This window comes from Nitrospirillum amazonense (assembly GCF_029594735.1).
Classification (GTDB): domain Bacteria; phylum Pseudomonadota; class Alphaproteobacteria; order Azospirillales; family Azospirillaceae; genus Nitrospirillum; species Nitrospirillum amazonense.
On the sequence record NZ_JARPAF010000003.1, the window covers coordinates 609573 to 625065 of the forward strand.

The 15493-nt window shown below is 67.0% G+C and carries 18 protein-coding genes; 15 read left to right on the forward strand and 3 right to left on the reverse strand.

Going from position 1 to position 15493, the window contains the following annotated elements; translation table 11 throughout:
* Positions 1 to 84 precede the first annotated feature (84 nt).
* Positions 85 to 660 carry a cupin domain-containing protein gene (locus P5F91_RS20745; protein ID WP_145612107.1) on the reverse strand — a complete coding sequence of 192 codons (576 nt, stop codon included), beginning with the start codon at positions 658 to 660 and terminating at the stop codon, positions 85 to 87.
* Positions 661 to 727: 67 nt separating this feature from the next.
* Positions 728 to 1399, reverse strand: a complete 672-nt coding sequence (locus P5F91_RS20750) for a response regulator transcription factor (protein ID WP_145612108.1) — start codon at positions 1397 to 1399, stop codon at positions 728 to 730.
* Positions 1400 to 2068: 669 nt separating this feature from the next.
* On the opposite strand from P5F91_RS20750, the gene pqqA reads away from it, so the two are divergent.
* From pqqA to P5F91_RS20825, 15 genes are all read left to right on the forward strand, one after another.
* On the forward strand, positions 2069 to 2182 hold the full coding sequence (gene pqqA / locus P5F91_RS20755; protein WP_211107001.1) for a pyrroloquinoline quinone precursor peptide PqqA: 114 nt from the start codon (positions 2069 to 2071) through the stop codon (positions 2180 to 2182).
* A gap of 217 nt (positions 2183 to 2399) precedes the next feature.
* On the forward strand, positions 2400 to 4199 hold the full coding sequence (gene xoxF5 / locus P5F91_RS20760) for a lanthanide-dependent methanol dehydrogenase XoxF5 (protein WP_145612109.1): 1800 nt from the start codon (positions 2400 to 2402) through the stop codon (positions 4197 to 4199).
* A gap of 115 nt (positions 4200 to 4314) precedes the next feature.
* Positions 4315 to 4767, forward strand: a complete 453-nt coding sequence (locus P5F91_RS20765; RefSeq protein WP_145612110.1) for a c-type cytochrome — start codon at positions 4315 to 4317, stop codon at positions 4765 to 4767.
* A 19-nt stretch (positions 4768 to 4786) separates the two neighbouring features.
* Positions 4787 to 5641 (forward strand): substrate-binding domain-containing protein, encoded by an 855-nt coding sequence (locus P5F91_RS20770; protein WP_145612111.1) that lies wholly within the window; start codon positions 4787 to 4789, stop codon positions 5639 to 5641.
* Entirely contained in the window at positions 5638 to 6225 is a 588-nt protein-coding gene (locus P5F91_RS20775) for a PQQ-dependent catabolism-associated CXXCW motif protein (RefSeq protein ID WP_145612112.1), read from the forward strand. The genes P5F91_RS20770 and P5F91_RS20775 overlap by 4 nt, the downstream gene beginning before the upstream one ends.
* A 47-nt stretch (positions 6226 to 6272) precedes the next feature.
* A complete protein-coding gene (locus P5F91_RS20780; protein ID WP_277908152.1) occupies positions 6273 to 6653 on the forward strand; it encodes a c-type cytochrome in 381 nt (126 codons plus the stop codon).
* 158 nt (positions 6654 to 6811) lie between these two features.
* Positions 6812 to 7846: a nucleoside-diphosphate sugar epimerase/dehydratase gene (locus P5F91_RS20785; RefSeq protein WP_277908153.1), complete on the forward strand. Its 1035-nt coding sequence runs from the start codon at positions 6812 to 6814 to the stop codon at positions 7844 to 7846.
* Between the two features lie 77 nt (positions 7847 to 7923).
* Entirely contained in the window at positions 7924 to 8472 is a 549-nt protein-coding gene (locus P5F91_RS20790) for a phosphatase PAP2 family protein (RefSeq protein WP_145612115.1), read from the forward strand.
* Between the two features lie 235 nt (positions 8473 to 8707).
* Positions 8708 to 9361, forward strand: a complete 654-nt coding sequence (locus P5F91_RS20795; RefSeq protein WP_145612116.1) for a hydrolase — start codon at positions 8708 to 8710, stop codon at positions 9359 to 9361.
* A 64-nt stretch (positions 9362 to 9425) separates the two neighbouring features.
* Complete coding sequence (locus P5F91_RS20800; RefSeq protein ID WP_145612117.1) at positions 9426 to 9704, forward strand: XapX domain-containing protein; 279 nt, start codon at positions 9426 to 9428, stop codon at positions 9702 to 9704.
* A 3-nt stretch (positions 9705 to 9707) separates the two neighbouring features.
* Positions 9708 to 11603, forward strand: a complete 1896-nt coding sequence (locus P5F91_RS20805) for an amidohydrolase (RefSeq protein ID WP_145612118.1) — start codon at positions 9708 to 9710, stop codon at positions 11601 to 11603.
* A 2-nt stretch (positions 11604 to 11605) separates the two neighbouring features.
* Complete coding sequence (locus P5F91_RS20810) at positions 11606 to 12043, forward strand: DoxX family protein (protein WP_145612119.1); 438 nt, start codon at positions 11606 to 11608, stop codon at positions 12041 to 12043.
* 14 nt (positions 12044 to 12057) lie between these two features.
* Positions 12058 to 12951: a VOC family protein gene (locus tag P5F91_RS20815; protein WP_145612120.1), complete on the forward strand. Its 894-nt coding sequence runs from the start codon at positions 12058 to 12060 to the stop codon at positions 12949 to 12951.
* Between the two features lie 56 nt (positions 12952 to 13007).
* Positions 13008 to 14432, forward strand: a complete 1425-nt coding sequence (locus P5F91_RS20820) for an alginate export family protein (RefSeq protein WP_277908154.1) — start codon at positions 13008 to 13010, stop codon at positions 14430 to 14432.
* Between the two features lie 4 nt (positions 14433 to 14436).
* On the forward strand, positions 14437 to 15132 hold the full coding sequence (locus P5F91_RS20825) for a DUF1275 family protein (protein WP_145612122.1): 696 nt from the start codon (positions 14437 to 14439) through the stop codon (positions 15130 to 15132).
* On the opposite strand, the gene P5F91_RS20830 is transcribed toward P5F91_RS20825, so the two are convergent.
* Positions 15104 to 15442 carry a helix-turn-helix domain-containing protein gene (locus P5F91_RS20830; protein ID WP_145612123.1) on the reverse strand — a complete coding sequence of 113 codons (339 nt, stop codon included), beginning with the start codon at positions 15440 to 15442 and terminating at the stop codon, positions 15104 to 15106. The two genes, P5F91_RS20825 and P5F91_RS20830, sit on opposite strands and share 29 nt — an antisense overlap.
* Positions 15443 to 15493: the final 51 nt, after the last annotated feature.

Consider the following 15493-nt stretch of genomic DNA (forward strand, 5'->3'; position numbering starts at 1 on the left):
CGCCGTGCAACTGACAGCTGGGCAGATGCGCCGGCTTGCGTCCTCGCTGGTTCCGGCATTGGGCATTCTGACACCGAACCACAGTTACATCTGGTAGCCGGGGGTCGGCGTCCACAGCTGGGTTAATGGCCCATTGGCCCCTGTGACGGGATCGGACGGTGGGAAGGGCAGGTGGGCGATGCGCTCCAGCTCCTCTGGCGTCGCCGCCTCGCGCCGGATATCCCAGTCCTGGCCCGGCGGATAGCCGCCCACTGCCAGGAAATCATCGCTGGCGGCAACGCGGCAGTGGCCGGTGCCGGCGGGCAGCACGGCGACGTCGCCGGCCCGCACCGCCACCCGGCGGCCCTGGGGCCCGCCCAGCATGAGTTCCGCCTGCCCCCGGGCGAAGCCCAGCACCTCATGCGCGGACGTGTGATAGTGGTGATAGTCGTAGATGCCGTCGCGCCAGCGCGCGGGCCAGCCGTTGCGCTGGAACAGCGCCTCGAACACCGCCGCCGGGTCGCCCTCGCCCAGGGGCACCATGCCCCGGTAGATCAGGACGTGCAGGCGGGCGTTGTTTGGCACCCAGCTGAGGCCGTGCAGGATGAAATTCTCCGGCCAGCGGCCGTGTTCACCCGCCATGCCGCCGTAGGCATCGGCTTCGGCGTGCTGGTCGGCCATGACATGTCTCCCTGAAGGCGGAACGGTTCCGCCCTCTGAAATCCGCCGGGCCGCCGCAGGTTCCGAATCAGCCTTCCGCCACGTCGGCGAAGCTGTCCAGGTGCAGACGGCCGGCCATGACCACGGCCTGGGTCCGGCTGTAGACGCGCAGCTTGTGCAGGATGCTGGAGACGTGGGCCTTCACCGTGGTTTCGGCGATATCCAGGTCATAGGCGATTTCCTTGTTGAGCTTACCGGTGCCCAGCAATTGCAGGACGCGGCGCTGCTGCGGCGTCAGCGTCAGGACCCGCTGCAGGAAATCATCGTCCGCCGCCTGGCCCTTGGGGTCGGGTGCCGGCTCAGCCAGCGCCAGGTCATCGGGACGGTAGGTGCCCCCGGCGGCCACCAGCGACAGAGCGGCCACGATCTCAGCCCGGGGGGTGGACTTGGGGATGAAACCCATGGCGCCCAAGGCCAGGGCCTCGCGTACCAGGCGTGGGTCCTCCAGGGCGGAGATCACCACCACGGGGGTGGCGGGGAATTGACTGCGGATGCGCACCAGCCCCTCGAATCCGTCCACACCGGGCATGCGCAGATCCAGCAGCAGGAGGTCGGCGGCGCCGATGGACTCCAGCAACTGCATCACACCCGCCAGATGGGCGCACTCCAGGATTTCAGGCTGGTCAAACGCGGACTCCACGGCCAGGGCCAGGGCGCCCCGCACCATGGGATGATCGTCGGCAATGATTATTTGCGGCATGCGTCGCCTCGTTTGCGGGCGATTATGATTCGGCGTTTCCTCGACCTTGACGATAGTCGATATCGATCAACCCGGCTAGTGCCTGGGAGGGTTAGGCCGCGTCCCATCGGCGGAGCCTCCACCACCGCCAGGCGGCTGTATGCAACCCTTTGACATACAATCAATATCAGACTGGAAGAGCGAATGCCGACACCCCCCTGCGCGGGTGCGGCACGGGTGTCAAATTACCCTTGTACCAAAGTACAATTGGCACCCGGGACGGGCTTCTTGAAGATGGGCAGCAAGCCGAACGGTGGCGCATTCCCTCTGAAGTTCCAAAGGGAAGGCCGGAAGGAACGGCGCCCCGGAGAGGAACGGCCCGGCGGGAAAGCCCCGGCGGGCCAGCAAAGACGAAGAACTGGCAGAGTCGAAGTTCCCGCGTGATCATGGGCCTGCGGCGTGACCGGTTATTGGCATTCCCGACCGCCCCCTTTTCGGCCGACAGCCGCCTGGTTTCGACGGTATTTCTTTTACCTTGCGACATCGGGCGCGAACGACACTGATCCCACGAAGGCCGGCACGCCGGCCTCTTGGGCGGCAGGGGTAGGCGGCAGGGATGGAGACGGGATTGCCCGTGGCGGCCGGCGGCCCAGGACAGGATGGGAACATGCGGGATGGAAACCGGTCCGAATGGACCTATCCTTAACCTTCTCAAGGAGAGACCCCATGCGTTGGAAGAAGCCCATCGTCACCGAGATCGCGCTCGGCATGGAAATCAACTGCTACGCCTGCGCGGACGTCTGACGCCCCCGCCATCATCGGCCGGCCCACGGGGTCGGCTGGACGTGCATCCGCCCGGTGTGCGTCCCTGTGCGTTTTGTCCCCAGTCGCCGGGCTGGATATCCGCCTCGTGCCGGCGGGCTGGTGGCCCCTGTTCAGCCTAATCGCGTCGCCCATCCGCCGGCCAGGCGGACACCAATCGGACCGGACCTACCGGCCAATCCCCAGGGAGGGAATTGAGATGAAACAGCGGAAGAAGGTGTTGTTGTCGTGGACCGCCCTCGTGACGGCCAGCTTGCTGTCCAGCCATCCGTCGCTGGCCAACGACGAACTGTCCAAGGCGAGCAAGGACCCCAAGCAATGGGTCATGCAAGCCGGTGACTACGCCAATCAGCGCTACAGCTCCTTGAAGCAGATCACCACCGCCAACGTTAAGGAATTGCGCCCGGTGTGGACCTTCTCCACCGGCGTGCTGCGCGGCCATGAGGGCGGCCCGCTGGTCGTGGGCGACGTCATGTACGTCCACACCCCCTTCCCCAACGTGGTGTACGCGCTGGACCTGAACAACGCCGGCCGCATCCTGTGGAAGTATGAGCCCAAGCAGGACCCGACCGTCATTCCCGTCATGTGCTGCGACACCGTGAACCGCGGCGTGGCCTATGGTGACGGCAAGATCATCCTGAACCAGGCCGATGCCAATGTCGTGGCGCTGGACGCCAAGACCGGCAAGGAGCTGTGGAAGGTCGCCAACGGCGACCCCAAGAAGGGTGAGACCATGACGGGCGCGCCCGTCATCGTGAAGGACAAGGTGCTGGTCGGCATCAGCGGCGGCGAATTCGGCGTGCAGGGCCGCATGACGGCCTACAACCTGAAGGACGGCTCCGTCGCGTGGAAGGCCTATTCCGTCGGCCCCGACGACCAGATCCTGGTCGACCCGCAGAAGACCACCAGCCTGGGCAAGCCCATCGGCGCCAACTCTTCCCTGTCGACCTGGCAAGGCGACCAGTGGAAGACCGGCGGCGGCGCCACCTGGGGCTGGACCAGCTATGACCCGCAGCTGAACCTGATCTATTACGGCTCGGGCAACCCCTCGACCTGGAACCCCAAGCAGCGCCCCGGCGACAACAAATGGTCCATGACCATTTTCGCCCGCGACGCCGACACGGGCATGGCCAAGTGGGTCTACCAGATGACGCCCCATGACGAATGGGATTATGACGGCGTCAACGAGATGATCCTGGCCGATATCAAGGTGAAGGGCACGCCCGTCAAGGCGCTGGTCCACTTCGACCGCAACGGCTTCGCCTACACCATGAACCGCGAGACCGGCGAGCTGCTGGTGGCGGAGAAGTACGACCCGGCGGTCAACTGGGCCACGCATGTGGACATGAAAACCGGCCGGCCGGAAGTCGTGGCGCAGTACAGCACCGACAAGAACGGCGAGGACCACAACACCAAGGGCGTCTGCCCGGCGGCCCTGGGCAGCAAGGATCAGCAGCCGGCCTCGTATTCGCCGGATACCGGCCTGTTCTACGTGCCGACCAACCACGTCTGCATGGACTATGAGCCGTTCAAGGTGTCCTACACCGCCGGCCAGCCCTATGTCGGCGCCACGCTGTCCATGTTCCCGCCCAAGGGCGAGAATAACCTCGGCAACTTCATCGCCTGGGACGCCAGCACCGGCAAGATCGTCTGGTCCAACAAGGAAACCTTCTCCGTCTGGTCGGGCGCCCTGACCACGGCCGGCGGCGTCGCCTTCTACGGCACGCTGGAAGGCTACCTGAAGGCCGTGGACATGAAGACCGGCAAGGAGCTGTACAAGTTCAAGACGCCGTCGGGGATCATCGGCAACGTCACAACCTATGAGCACGGCGGCAAGCAGTACGTCGCCGTGCTGTCCGGTGTCGGCGGCTGGGCCGGCATCGGCATGGCCGCCGGCTTGGGCGGCGACACGGACGGCCTGGGCGCCGTCGGCGCCTACAAGCAGTTGGCCAACTACACCCAGCTGGGCGGTGTGCTCACCGTCTTCGCCCTACCGTAACCCCTCTCTCCTTCTCAGCCCCGCCTGGGGATCATCCCTCAGGCGGGGCTTCTTTGCCCCTTGAGCTAGAGCACACATGCCTGGACTCCCCACTTCGCGAAAAGAGGTCCGACTGATGCCGAAACGCTTGGCGCTGGCCGCTGCCGTCACCCTTCTGGCCCTGCCCTTCAGCGTCGCCGCCGGCGCCGCCGATGGCAGCGCGCCCACCGCCACCAAGGTGGCGGCCGAGGCCAAACCCTATAAGGTCGAAGGCGGCAAGGTCGATCCCGGCACCTACAACGGCTATCGCCGCTATGGCGAGTCCTGCATGCGGTGCCATGGTCCTGACGGGGCCGGCAGTTCCTACGCCCCGGATCTGACCGACAGCCTGAAGCACATGGATTACGATACCTTCGCCGAGACGGTGATCAACGGCCGGAAGAACGTGAATACCGCCAACAACAACGTCATGCCCTCCTTCGGCACGACGGAGGACGTGGCAAACTACCTGGACGACATCTACGGCTATCTGAAGGCCCGGTCCGACGGCGCCATCGGCCGCGGCCGGCCACAACGCATCGGGGACTGAGAACAACGGCGGCATCCTCATGAAAACGGCCTTCCGCCTGGCGCTGGCGGCGTTACTGCCGCTGGCCCTGCCCGCATCCCAAGCCCTGGCCCAAACGGCCGAGCTGGTGTCCCGCACCGAATTGCGCGTCTGCGCCGACCCCAACGACATGCCCTATTCCAACCAGAAGGGCGAAGGGTTCGAAAACAAGATCGCCGCCATCATCGGCCAGGATCTGAAGCTGCCCGTCAGCTATGTCTGGTTCCCCCAGGTCATGGGCTTCGTGCGCAACACCCTGCGCGCCCGCCAGTGCGACCTGGTCATGGGCACGGTGGCCGGCGACCCGCTGATGGACAACACCAACGCCTATTACCATAGCGGCTATATGATCGTGACGCGGGCGGACGCCGGCATCACCGCTACCTCGGTCGGCGATCCCAGCTTGGCCGACAAGCGCTTCGGTCTGGTGGCCGCGACGCCGCCCACGGACCTGCTGCTGCGCCATAACCTGATGGCGCACACCACCTCCTATGCCCTGACGGTGGACACCCGGTACGAGTCGCCCTCGCGCGCCATGCTGCAGGATCTGGCTGACCGCAAGATCGACGTCGCCCTGCTGTGGGGTCCCATCGCCGGCTATTACATCAAGCAGGACAAGCTGCCGCTGAAGGCCGCCTTCCTGGACCCCGAGGGGGACGGCAACCGGCTGGATTTCCGCATCGCCATGGGCGTGCGCGCCAATGAGCCGGAATGGCGCCGCTCGGTGGATCAAGCCCTGCAGCGCCATCGGGCGGAGGTCGACAAGCTGCTGGCGGACTATGGCATCCCGTTGTTGGATGAGCAGAACAAGCCCATCCCCGCGTCCTTGCCGGGGGCCGCCGGCGCCAAGCCATGAAGGTGCTGCCCGCGGCCGTTCTGGCAAGCGTGATGGCCATCCTGCCCGCCATCGCCGCGTCGGCGCAGACGGCCCCGGCCGTGCCGGAGCCATTGGGCTATCGGCTGGATGATTATCGGGCGCCGGTGCCGGCGACGGTGTCCGGCGGCCGCGTGCTGACCACCGCCGCCCTTCAGGAGTTGCTGGCGCGGGAGGGGACCCGTGTGGTGCTGGTGGACGTGCTGCCCTCCCCCCGGCGGCCGGCCGGCATGACACCGGGATCGCCCTGGATGCCCCTGCCCCATGACGACCTGCCCGGCAGCGTCTGGCTGCCGGACGTGGGGCGGGGCGCGCTGAACCCAGCCCTGGAAAACTGGTTTCAGCAACAACTTGCGACTTTAAGCGGGGGCGACAAGAACCGCCCGCTGGTGTTCTATTGTCTGCCCGAATGCTGGATGAGCTGGAATGCGACCAAGCGCGCCGCCGGTTATGGCTATACCAATGTCGCCTGGTACCCGGACGGCGTTGACGGCTGGCGTGCCGCCGGGTTGCCGCTGGCCACCGCCACGGCGCTGACACCCCCGGCATCCCCGGGGACCCCCTGAGTTCAAAAGTTCACGACGACCAGAGACCAGGTAAAGGAGAGCGGAAGGTGCGACGTATCGGATTTTGGGCGGCGGTTGCCGCCACGATCATCGCGGGTGGAACGGCCGGAACGGCCCTGGCGGACGGTGATCCCGCCGCCGGCCAGATGGTGTTCAAGAAGTGCGCGGTCTGTCATTCCATCGACGCTGGCGTGAACAAGGTGGGCCCCAGCCTGCATGGCATCATCGGCCGCAAGTCCGCCACCGCGCCGGGCTACGACTATTCCGCCGCCATGAAGGGCGCCAACAAGGAATGGACGGCCAAGGAGCTGGACACCTACCTGACCGACCCGCGTGCGGTCGTGCCGGGCACCAAGATGGTGTTCGTCGGCCTGAAGGACCAGAAGGACCGTGACAACGTCATCGCCTATCTGGCGACGCTGAAGTAAACGGTTTCATCCTCAAATCGTATTCCCAACACCCCCGTCCGGAGCTACCGGACGGGGGTGTTTCCGTTTGGCGTCACGGGTCTTTACGGCATCATGTTAATGGGCCATTAATCCTTGTCCTGCATTATGCCATCGGCATTAGAGAGGGGCGGGGGCCCGTGAGCACCAGAGCCGGTACGACGGTTTCAGACACGGTCATGTCGCGCGGCGCCACCGCGGCGCCGGCGCCCCTGATTCGCGCCCGCGAACAGCAAGGCCCCGTCATGGACCAGGCCTGGCAAGCCCCTGGCGACACCGATCCCGCAATCACCCCCGTGGCCCAGTCCGGTCCGGCCTTCAACCTGGGCCTGAGCCGCAGGGCGTTCAAGGTACTGTGGTCGCTGCTGGAAGCGGGGGCGGTGGCGTTCCTAGGTGGCATTCTGCTCTGGCTGGCGGTGCACGCCGGACTCGTCGCGGCCGACGACCTGCGCATCGGCCTGTGTCTGGCCGCCGGCCCCGCGCACGTCCTCTTGGCCTGGATGCTGGGCCGCCACGCCCGGCCGCGCCACTCCGACGAACCGCCATGGTCCGTGGTTGCCCAGGTGATGGCAGCCTTGTTCGCCTGCCTGCTGGCGGTGGCGCTGGCCAACGACAGCGGCGTCGCCACTATCGCCTGGATCGCCGTGTGGGCCGTGCTGGCCACCGGCGCCATGGTCCTGGCCCACCGCCTGGAAGGCGCCATCGTCCCTCTGGCCATCGCCCGCCGCTGGCGGGTTCGCCACGCCGTCATCGTCGGCGCCGGCCCCGCCGTCCTGCGGCGGGTAAAGGACATGGCCGGTCGTATGGATTATGAGATCGAGTTGCTGGGCATGTTCGGCGACCGGCCGCCCGATGGCGGTGTATCGTCCCGCCAGCCACCCTATCTGGGCGGCCTGGAGTCCCTGTTCGACTTCCTGGCGCGTCATGGGGCCCGCCATGATGGGGAGGTGGGCGTATTCATGGCCCTGCCGTGGACGGCCGGTGACCGTACCGCCGCCGTGCTGGAACGGCTGCGCACCGTGCCCGTCACCGTCTGGCTGGTGCCCGATCCGGAGCTGTCGGCCCTGGCGTTGCCACAATCGGGGCCCAGTCAGGCGGGGCCCAATCAGGCGGGCCCGAGTCAGGCGGGCCGCAATCAGGGCCGCGCGCCGGCACCGGAATGCCAGGGCCGATGATACTACCCACACGTTCCGTTCGTCAGCGCCGCTTGTTAATCTCCCGGTTCATCCGCAAGCTTCCGTGACGTGTGGACATGCAGCTTCTGAGCACCCTGGCCACGATCGGCTTCGTCCTGCCCGTGTTCGCCGCCCTTATGGGCATGCTGCTGGCGCGGCGCGATTATAGCGTGGCGGCTGCCTGGGGCGGCGGCGTGGTGCTGTCGCTGCTGATCGCCCTGGCGATCCGCGGGATGCTGCGCGCGGACCCGGACCTGCCGCACTTTCCCAGCGGGCACGTCACCCTCGCGGTGGCCTTCTATGGCGGACTGCTGGTCATCTATCTGCGCGGTGGCCACAGCCATGGCCGCATGGCCCTGCCGTTGATCATCACGGCCCTGGCCAGCATCGCCCTGGTCGAAGGCTGGTCGCGCGTGCTGCTGACGGAACACACCTGGGTGGACGTCATCGGCGGTTTCGTTGTCGGATCCCTGGGCCTGCTGGCCACGGGCTGCCCCTGGGCGGTGCGCCGCATCCAGCGGGGCTCCCGCCTGTACCTGGCGGCAACCCTGGCCGTGGCCATTCCGCTGGCCTTCCTGAATGTCCGGTGGCTGGACAGCCTGATCCGGACCTTCGTGGTGCTTTAGCTCCTACCGCCCCTCCAAAAGACGCAAAGCGGCCACGGTCACCGGGCTGGTATCGACACCAGCCCGGCGCGGGGAATGCCGCGCCATGCGTCGGTGACTGAACCGTCTCGAGCTTCAAATCTTCGACCCTTTCGACAAGACCCCAGGGGGCCCAGGGCGGCATTTTCCCCCTCGTGCCGGCCATCCTGTCCGGCAGCATTTTCGAAATCCCGCCAGCTTTCGCGAGGAAAACACCATGTCCATCACGGCCACGCCCACCCCCGGCGCCAAGCTGCTGACCCCCACCGATCACACCCTGATCATGATCGACTTCCAGTCGCAGATGTCCTTCGCGACGCATTCGATCGACGCCATCACGCTGCGCAACAATGCGGCCCTGGTGGCCAACGCCGCCGCCGGCTTCAAGGTGTCGACCATCCTGACCACGGTGGCGAAAAGCAGCTTCTCCGGCCCGATGTACGCCGAGATCACCGACGCCTTCCCCGGCCAGGACCTGCTGGACCGCACGTCCATGAACACCTGGGAAGACGCCGCGGTGATCAAGCAGATCAACGCCATCGGCAAGTCGCGCATCGTGCTGTCCGGCCTGTGGACCAGCGTCTGCATCGTCGGCCCGGCCCTGTCGGCCATTGACCAGGGCTTTGAGGTCTACGTCATCACCGACGCCTGCGGCGACGTCTCGACCGAGGCGCACGAGCGCGCGGTGGAACGCATGATCCAGGCGGGCGCCCGTCCCATCACCGCCCTGCAGTACCTGCTGGAGCTGCAGCGCGACTGGGCCCGGACCGAGACCTATGACATGACCACCGGCATCGCCAAGAAGTGGGGCGGCGCCTACGGCCTGGGAATCACCTACGCCAAGACCATGTTCAACGCCCACGAGGGCTGAACCGTCAGCGCGGCCGGGCATGCGCCCGGCCGCGTCCTTCTTCTGGTGGCAGGGAGAACGCCCCATGAAAGTCTACCTCTTGTCGCTGGGCGCCGGGTTGCTGGTGGGCGTCATCTACGCCCTGATCAACGTCCGGTCCCCCGCCCCGCCCGTGGTCGCCCTGGTGGGCCTGCTGGGCATCCTGGTGGGCGAGCAGATCCCGCCCCTGGTGAAGACACTGTGGGCCAAGGAGCCGGCGGCCCTGTCCTGGGTGCAGGAACAGGTGCGTCCGCACATGTTCGGCCACCTGCCGCAGGGGGGCCCCAAGGCCGCCGCCGCACCCGATACCGCTAAAGGGACCTGAGAAATGACCACCGCTGCCGATGTCCAGACGGCCGACCTGATCCTGCATCACGGCCTGTTCACCACGCTGGATCGCGCCAACCCCACCGCCACCGCCGTGGCCGTGAAGAACGGCCGCTTCCTGAAAGTCGGTGGGGAGCATGAGGTGATGGCCCATGCCGGCCCGGCCACCAAGGTGATCGACCTGAAGGGTCGCCGCGTCCTGCCCGGCCTGATCGACAACCACCTGCACATCATCCGCGGCGGCCTGAACTTCAACATGGAGCTGCGCTGGGACGGCGTGCGGTCACTGGCCGACGCCATGGCCATGCTGAAGCGCCAGGTGGCCATCACCCCCGCCCCGCAGTGGGTGCGCGTGGTCGGCGGCTTCACCGAGCACCAGTTCGTGGAAAAGCGCCTGCCCACCATCGAGGAGCTGAACGCCGTGGCGCCCGACACGCCGGTGTTCATCCTGCACCTTTATGACCGCGCGCTGCTGAATGGTGCGGCCCTGCGCGCCGTGGGCTACACCAAGGACACGCCGGAGCCGCCGGGCGGCCAGATCCTGCGCGATGCCAAGGGCAACCCCACCGGCCTGCTGCTGGCCAAGCCCAACGCCGCCATCCTGTACGCCACCCTGGCCAAGGGGCCCAAGCTGCCCTTCGAGTACCAGGTGAACTCCACCCGCCATTTCATGCGGGAACTGAACCGGCTGGGCGTGACAGGCGCCATCGACGCCGGCGGCGGCTTCCAGAACTACCCTGATGACTACGAGGTCATCCAGAAGCTGGCGGATGAGGACCTGCTGACCATCCGCCTCGCCTACAACCTGTTCACGCAGAAGCCCAAGGGCGAGAAGGACGACTTCCTGAACTGGACGCGGACCTCGACCTACAAGCAGGGCACCGACTATTTCCGGCACAACGGCGCCGGCGAGATGCTGGTGTTCTCCGCCGCGGACTTCGAGGATTTCCGCCAGCCCCGCCCCGACATGGCGCCGGAGATGGAAGGCGACCTGGAAGAGGTGGTGCGCATCCTGGCGCAGAACCGCTGGCCCTGGCGCATGCACGCGACCTATGACGAAACCATCAGCCGCGCGCTGGACGTGTTCGAAAAGGTGAATCAGGACGTGCCGCTGGAGGGCCTGAACTGGTTCTTCGATCACGCCGAGACCATCTCCGACGAATCCATCGATCGCATCGCGGCCCTGGGCGGCGGCATCGCCGTGCAGCACCGCATGGCCTACCAGGGCGAGTATTTCGTCGAGCGCTATGGCCTGGGTGCCGCTGCCGCCACGCCGCCGGTGGCGCGCATCCTGGAAAAGGGCGTCAAGGTTTCCGCCGGCACCGACGCCACCCGCGTCGCCTCCTACAACCCCTGGGTCTCGCTGGCCTGGCTGATCACCGGCAAGACTGTGGGTGGCCTGCACCTCTACCCTCGCGCCAACTGCCTGGACCGCGAGACGGCCCTGCGCATGTGGACGGAGAACACCACCTGGTTCTCCAATGAAGAGGGCAAGAAGGGCCGTATCCAGGAAGGCCAGCTGGCCGACCTGATCGTGCCGGACCGCGATTTCTTCGCCTGTGCCGAGGATGAGATCGCCGACACCACCGCCCTGCTGACCGTGGTGGGCGGCAAGGTGGTTTACGGCGCCGGCGACTTCGCCGGCCACGACGCCGCCCCCATCCCGCCGGCCATGCCCGACTGGTCGCCGGTGCGGACCTTTGGTGGCTACGGCGCCTGGAACCTGCTGGAACCGACAAACACGAAGCTGCAACGCCAGGCGGCCCAGTCCTGCGGCTGTGACAGCGCCTGCGGCGTGCATGGCCACAGCCACGCTACCGCCTGGTCGGCCAAGCTGCCCATCCGCGACCTGAAGTCCTTCTGGGGCGCCTTGGGCTGCGCCTGCTGGGCCGTCTGATCATGGCGACGGCCTCATTGGTCCAGCCCGCCGCCCGCCTGCTGACGCCCCCCGCCGTCCGGTGGGTGGCGCTGCTGGGCCTCTGCGCCGCCTATATCCAGGGCGGCATCAACAAGGCCTTGGATTTTGGCGGTGCGGTGGCGGAGCTGGCGCACTTCGGCATGCCGGCCTATCCCGCGCTGGCAGCGGCGGTCATCGTGCTGGAGCTGGGGGCGTCGGCGATGATCCTCAGCGGCCGTCTGCGGTGGCTGGGCGCCCTGGCCCTGGCCGGCTTCACCCTGTTCGCGACCTTCGTGGCCAACCGCTACTGGGAGATGGCCGGGCAGGAGCGTTTCATGACCGCCAACGCCTTTTACGAACACCTGGGACTGGTCGGCGGCTTCGTTCTCGTGGCCTGGCATGACCTGAAATCCCGCACCCCTTCCTCGTCCGCATCCTGATGGGAGCCTTTCCGATGCGTATCCGTTCTTATGCCGCCGCCTTGCTGATGGGCGCCTGCCTGGCCCTGCCCCTGGCGGCGCAGGCGGCCACCTCCGCCAGCCCGGCCGTCGCCGTGGCGCCGCAGTACGACACCACCCACGTCTATGTGGCGGTGGAGGACGTCGACAAGTTTGTCGCCAGCTTCCTCGCCACCTTCGGCGGGCAGAGCACCAAGCAGGTGGTGGCCACCGTCACGCCGACGCCCAGCAGCACCACGTCGCAGCTGCTGCAGACGCCGGTGGGCACCGTCTCGCTCTTCGGCTTCAAGACTCCCATCCCCTACCCCTTCGGCGCTGAGCGCACGGGCTATCTGGTCACCGACATGGACGTGGCGACGAAGGCCGCCGTCGCCGCCGGCGCCGACGTGCTGGTGGAACCCTTCCCCGACCCCATCGGCCGCGACACCGTCATCCAGTGGCCGGGTGGTGTGAACATGCAGCTGTACTGGCACACCACGACGCCCAACTACACCGCCTTTGAAACCGTGCCGGAGAACCGCGTCTACGTCTCCGCCCACAAGGTGAAGGAGTTCGTGAAGGACTGGGTGGCCTTCAGCCATGGCAAGGTGGTGTCGGATGATGCCAAGGCCCCGGGCGTGGAAATTGGCCGTCCCAACGACACCTACCGCCGCATCCGCATCGAGAGCGCCTTCGGCAAGATGACCGTCCTGGTCACCGATGGCCACCTGCCCTGGCCCTATGGCCGGGAGATGACGGGCTATGAGGTCAAGAACCTGGATGAGACCCTGGCCAAGGCCAAGGCCGCCGGCGTGACCGTGGTGGTTGAGCCCTACACCGCCGACCACCGCAAGGCCGTGGTGGTGCAGTTCCCCGGCGGCTACGTCGCCGAAATCCACAGCGCGTCCTAAGACCCGTCATGATCCGCCGACGGCACCCGTCATCGCGCCCGTGCCGTCGGCACCTGATGGCATCTACACTCACTCTGGGCACCCTGGCCCTGGCCTGCGCGGTTACCGCCAGCGCCAGGGCGCAGGAGGATGACACGATAGAGACGCCCGTGGCCCCGGCCGCGACCCGCCCGGCCATCAAGTCCAACCGGTGGCAGGAGGATTGGTCGGCCCTGGCCAATCCGGCGCTGCGCACCGAACCGCTGGACGGGCTGAAGTACATCCCGCTGGACGCCACCAACCCTCAGACCTACCTGTCGCTGGGCCTGACCCTGCGCGAGCGGTTCGAGGATAACGAGGCGCCGCTATTCGGCATCGGCGGGCGCAAGGGCGACAGCTACGTCATCCAGCGCCTGCAGACCCATATGGACCTGCGCATCGATGGCCATTGGCAGTTGTTCGGCCAGTTCGAGGATGCGCGCGCCTTCGACAAGACCACCCTGACGCCGGCCGACCAGAACCAGGCCGATCTGCGCCAGGCCTTCGTCGCCTACAGCGGCGACCTCACCGACGACATCACCTTGAAGGTGCGCGCCGGCCGGCAGGAAATGGGCTTCGACCGCCAGCGCTTCGTCTCCACCCGCGACGGGCCCAATGTGCGCCAGGCCTTCGATGCCGTGTGGGTCAACGTCGAGACCGCCCCCTGGCGCATCATCAGTTTCTGGAGCCACCCGGTGCAGTACCGCACGGGGGAGCCGTTCGACGACTATTCCAACACCCACCTGCAATACGGCGGCATCCGCGTGGAGCATGCCGGTGTGGGTCCGGGAGAACTGTCCGCCTACTATTCCCGCTACCAGAACGACACCGCCAAATACCTGGACGCCAGCGGGCTGGAGCGGCGCGACATCTTCGACCTGCGCTATGCCGGTGCTGCGGCCGGCTTCGACTGGGATGTGGAAGGCATGGCCCAGTGGGGATCAGTGGGCCCCAAGGCGGTGGGGTCCTGGGCGGTCGGCGCCCTGACCGGCTATACCTTGAACGACGTCGTCTGGACGCCGCGCCTGGGCCTGCAGGCGGATGCCGCCTCGGGCGACGACCGCGCCGGCGACGGGCGGCTGGGCACCTTCAACCCGCTGTTCCCCAATGGCTATTATTTCGCGCTGGCGGGCTACACCGGCTATGCCAACCTGATCCACCTGAAGCCATCGCTGACGGTGAAGCCGATGCCGAAGCTGAGCCTGATGACGGCGGCGGGCCTGCTGTGGCGGCAGACGACGGCCGACGCCGTCTATGTCCAGCCCAGCAACGCCGTGCTCGGCACCGCCGGCAAGGGTACGCCCTGGACCGGCGTATACGGCCAGTTGCGCGCGGACTATGCCGTCACGGCCAACCTGACCACGGCGGTGGAGGCGGTGCACTACGCCGTCGGCGACACCTTGCGCCGCGCCGGCGGGCATGACAGCGATTATCTGGGCATTGAAGTCAAACTGGGATGGTAAGGCCATGAAACAGGGTTTGCCCGTGTTGTTGAGCGTCAACGGCGGCTATGTCGACACCGCCGGTTTCCTGGCCTTGCAGGGGTTGTTCACCGCCCATGTCACCGGCAACTTCGTCACCTTCGGCGCATCCCTGGTGCTGGGCACCTCGGGCGCCGGAGCCAAGCTGCTGGCCCTGCCGGTGTTCTGCGTGGTGGTGATCCTGTCGCGCTTCCTCTGCGCCGGACTGGAACGGCGGCAGATCCCCATCCTGCGCACCCTGCTGGTGCTGAAGATGCTGCTGCTGGCCGGCGGCGCCGCCCTGGCCATCCACTTCGGCCCCTTCCACAACGGTGACGCCCTGCCCGCCATCGTCACGGGCATGGTGCTGGTCACCGCCATGGCCCTGCAGAACGGCATGCACCGCGCCCATATGAGCACCACGCCGCCCACCACCCTGATGACTGGCACCACCACCCAGATCATGATCGATCTGGCCGACCTGATGCGCGGCGTGACGGGGGAGGCGCGGGCCGCCGCCAAGGGGCGCCTGGGCAAGATGTCGGCCAGCGTCATCGGCTTCGCGTTCGGTTGCGCCGCTGCCGCCGGCCTGTTCCTGGTGGTGCGCGAATGGGCCTTCGTCGTGCCGCCGGTCATCGCCTTCATCGGCGTCCTGGTGACGGGCGACGTCCAGGCTAGCCCTGTGGCGCCAGCAGGACGGTGAGCAGGATCTCCTCCCCCACCTCGCAGTCCTGGTACAGCGCCTCTTCCAGCGCGTTCAGCGCCCGGTTGATGCGCACCAGCTTGGCGGCGTCCGCGCGCACCACGTGGAAGCGCGCCGCCAAGGTGCGCTGATCGCCCTCGAAGCGCGGAGTGCCCCCCTCGATAGCGGCGGAGGAGGATAGGTGGTCCGCCACCATGGCGTAAACCGCCTTCGGCCGGCGCGCTCCCCGCCGTTCCCCCACCACCCGCAACAGCCCGATCTCCTCCATCTGTTTCAGGTGATGGTAGAGCGAGGTCACCGGCCGGCCCATGCGCTGGGCGATTTCCCGCTGGTATGACTACGTCCTGCATTTCGGCCCCGG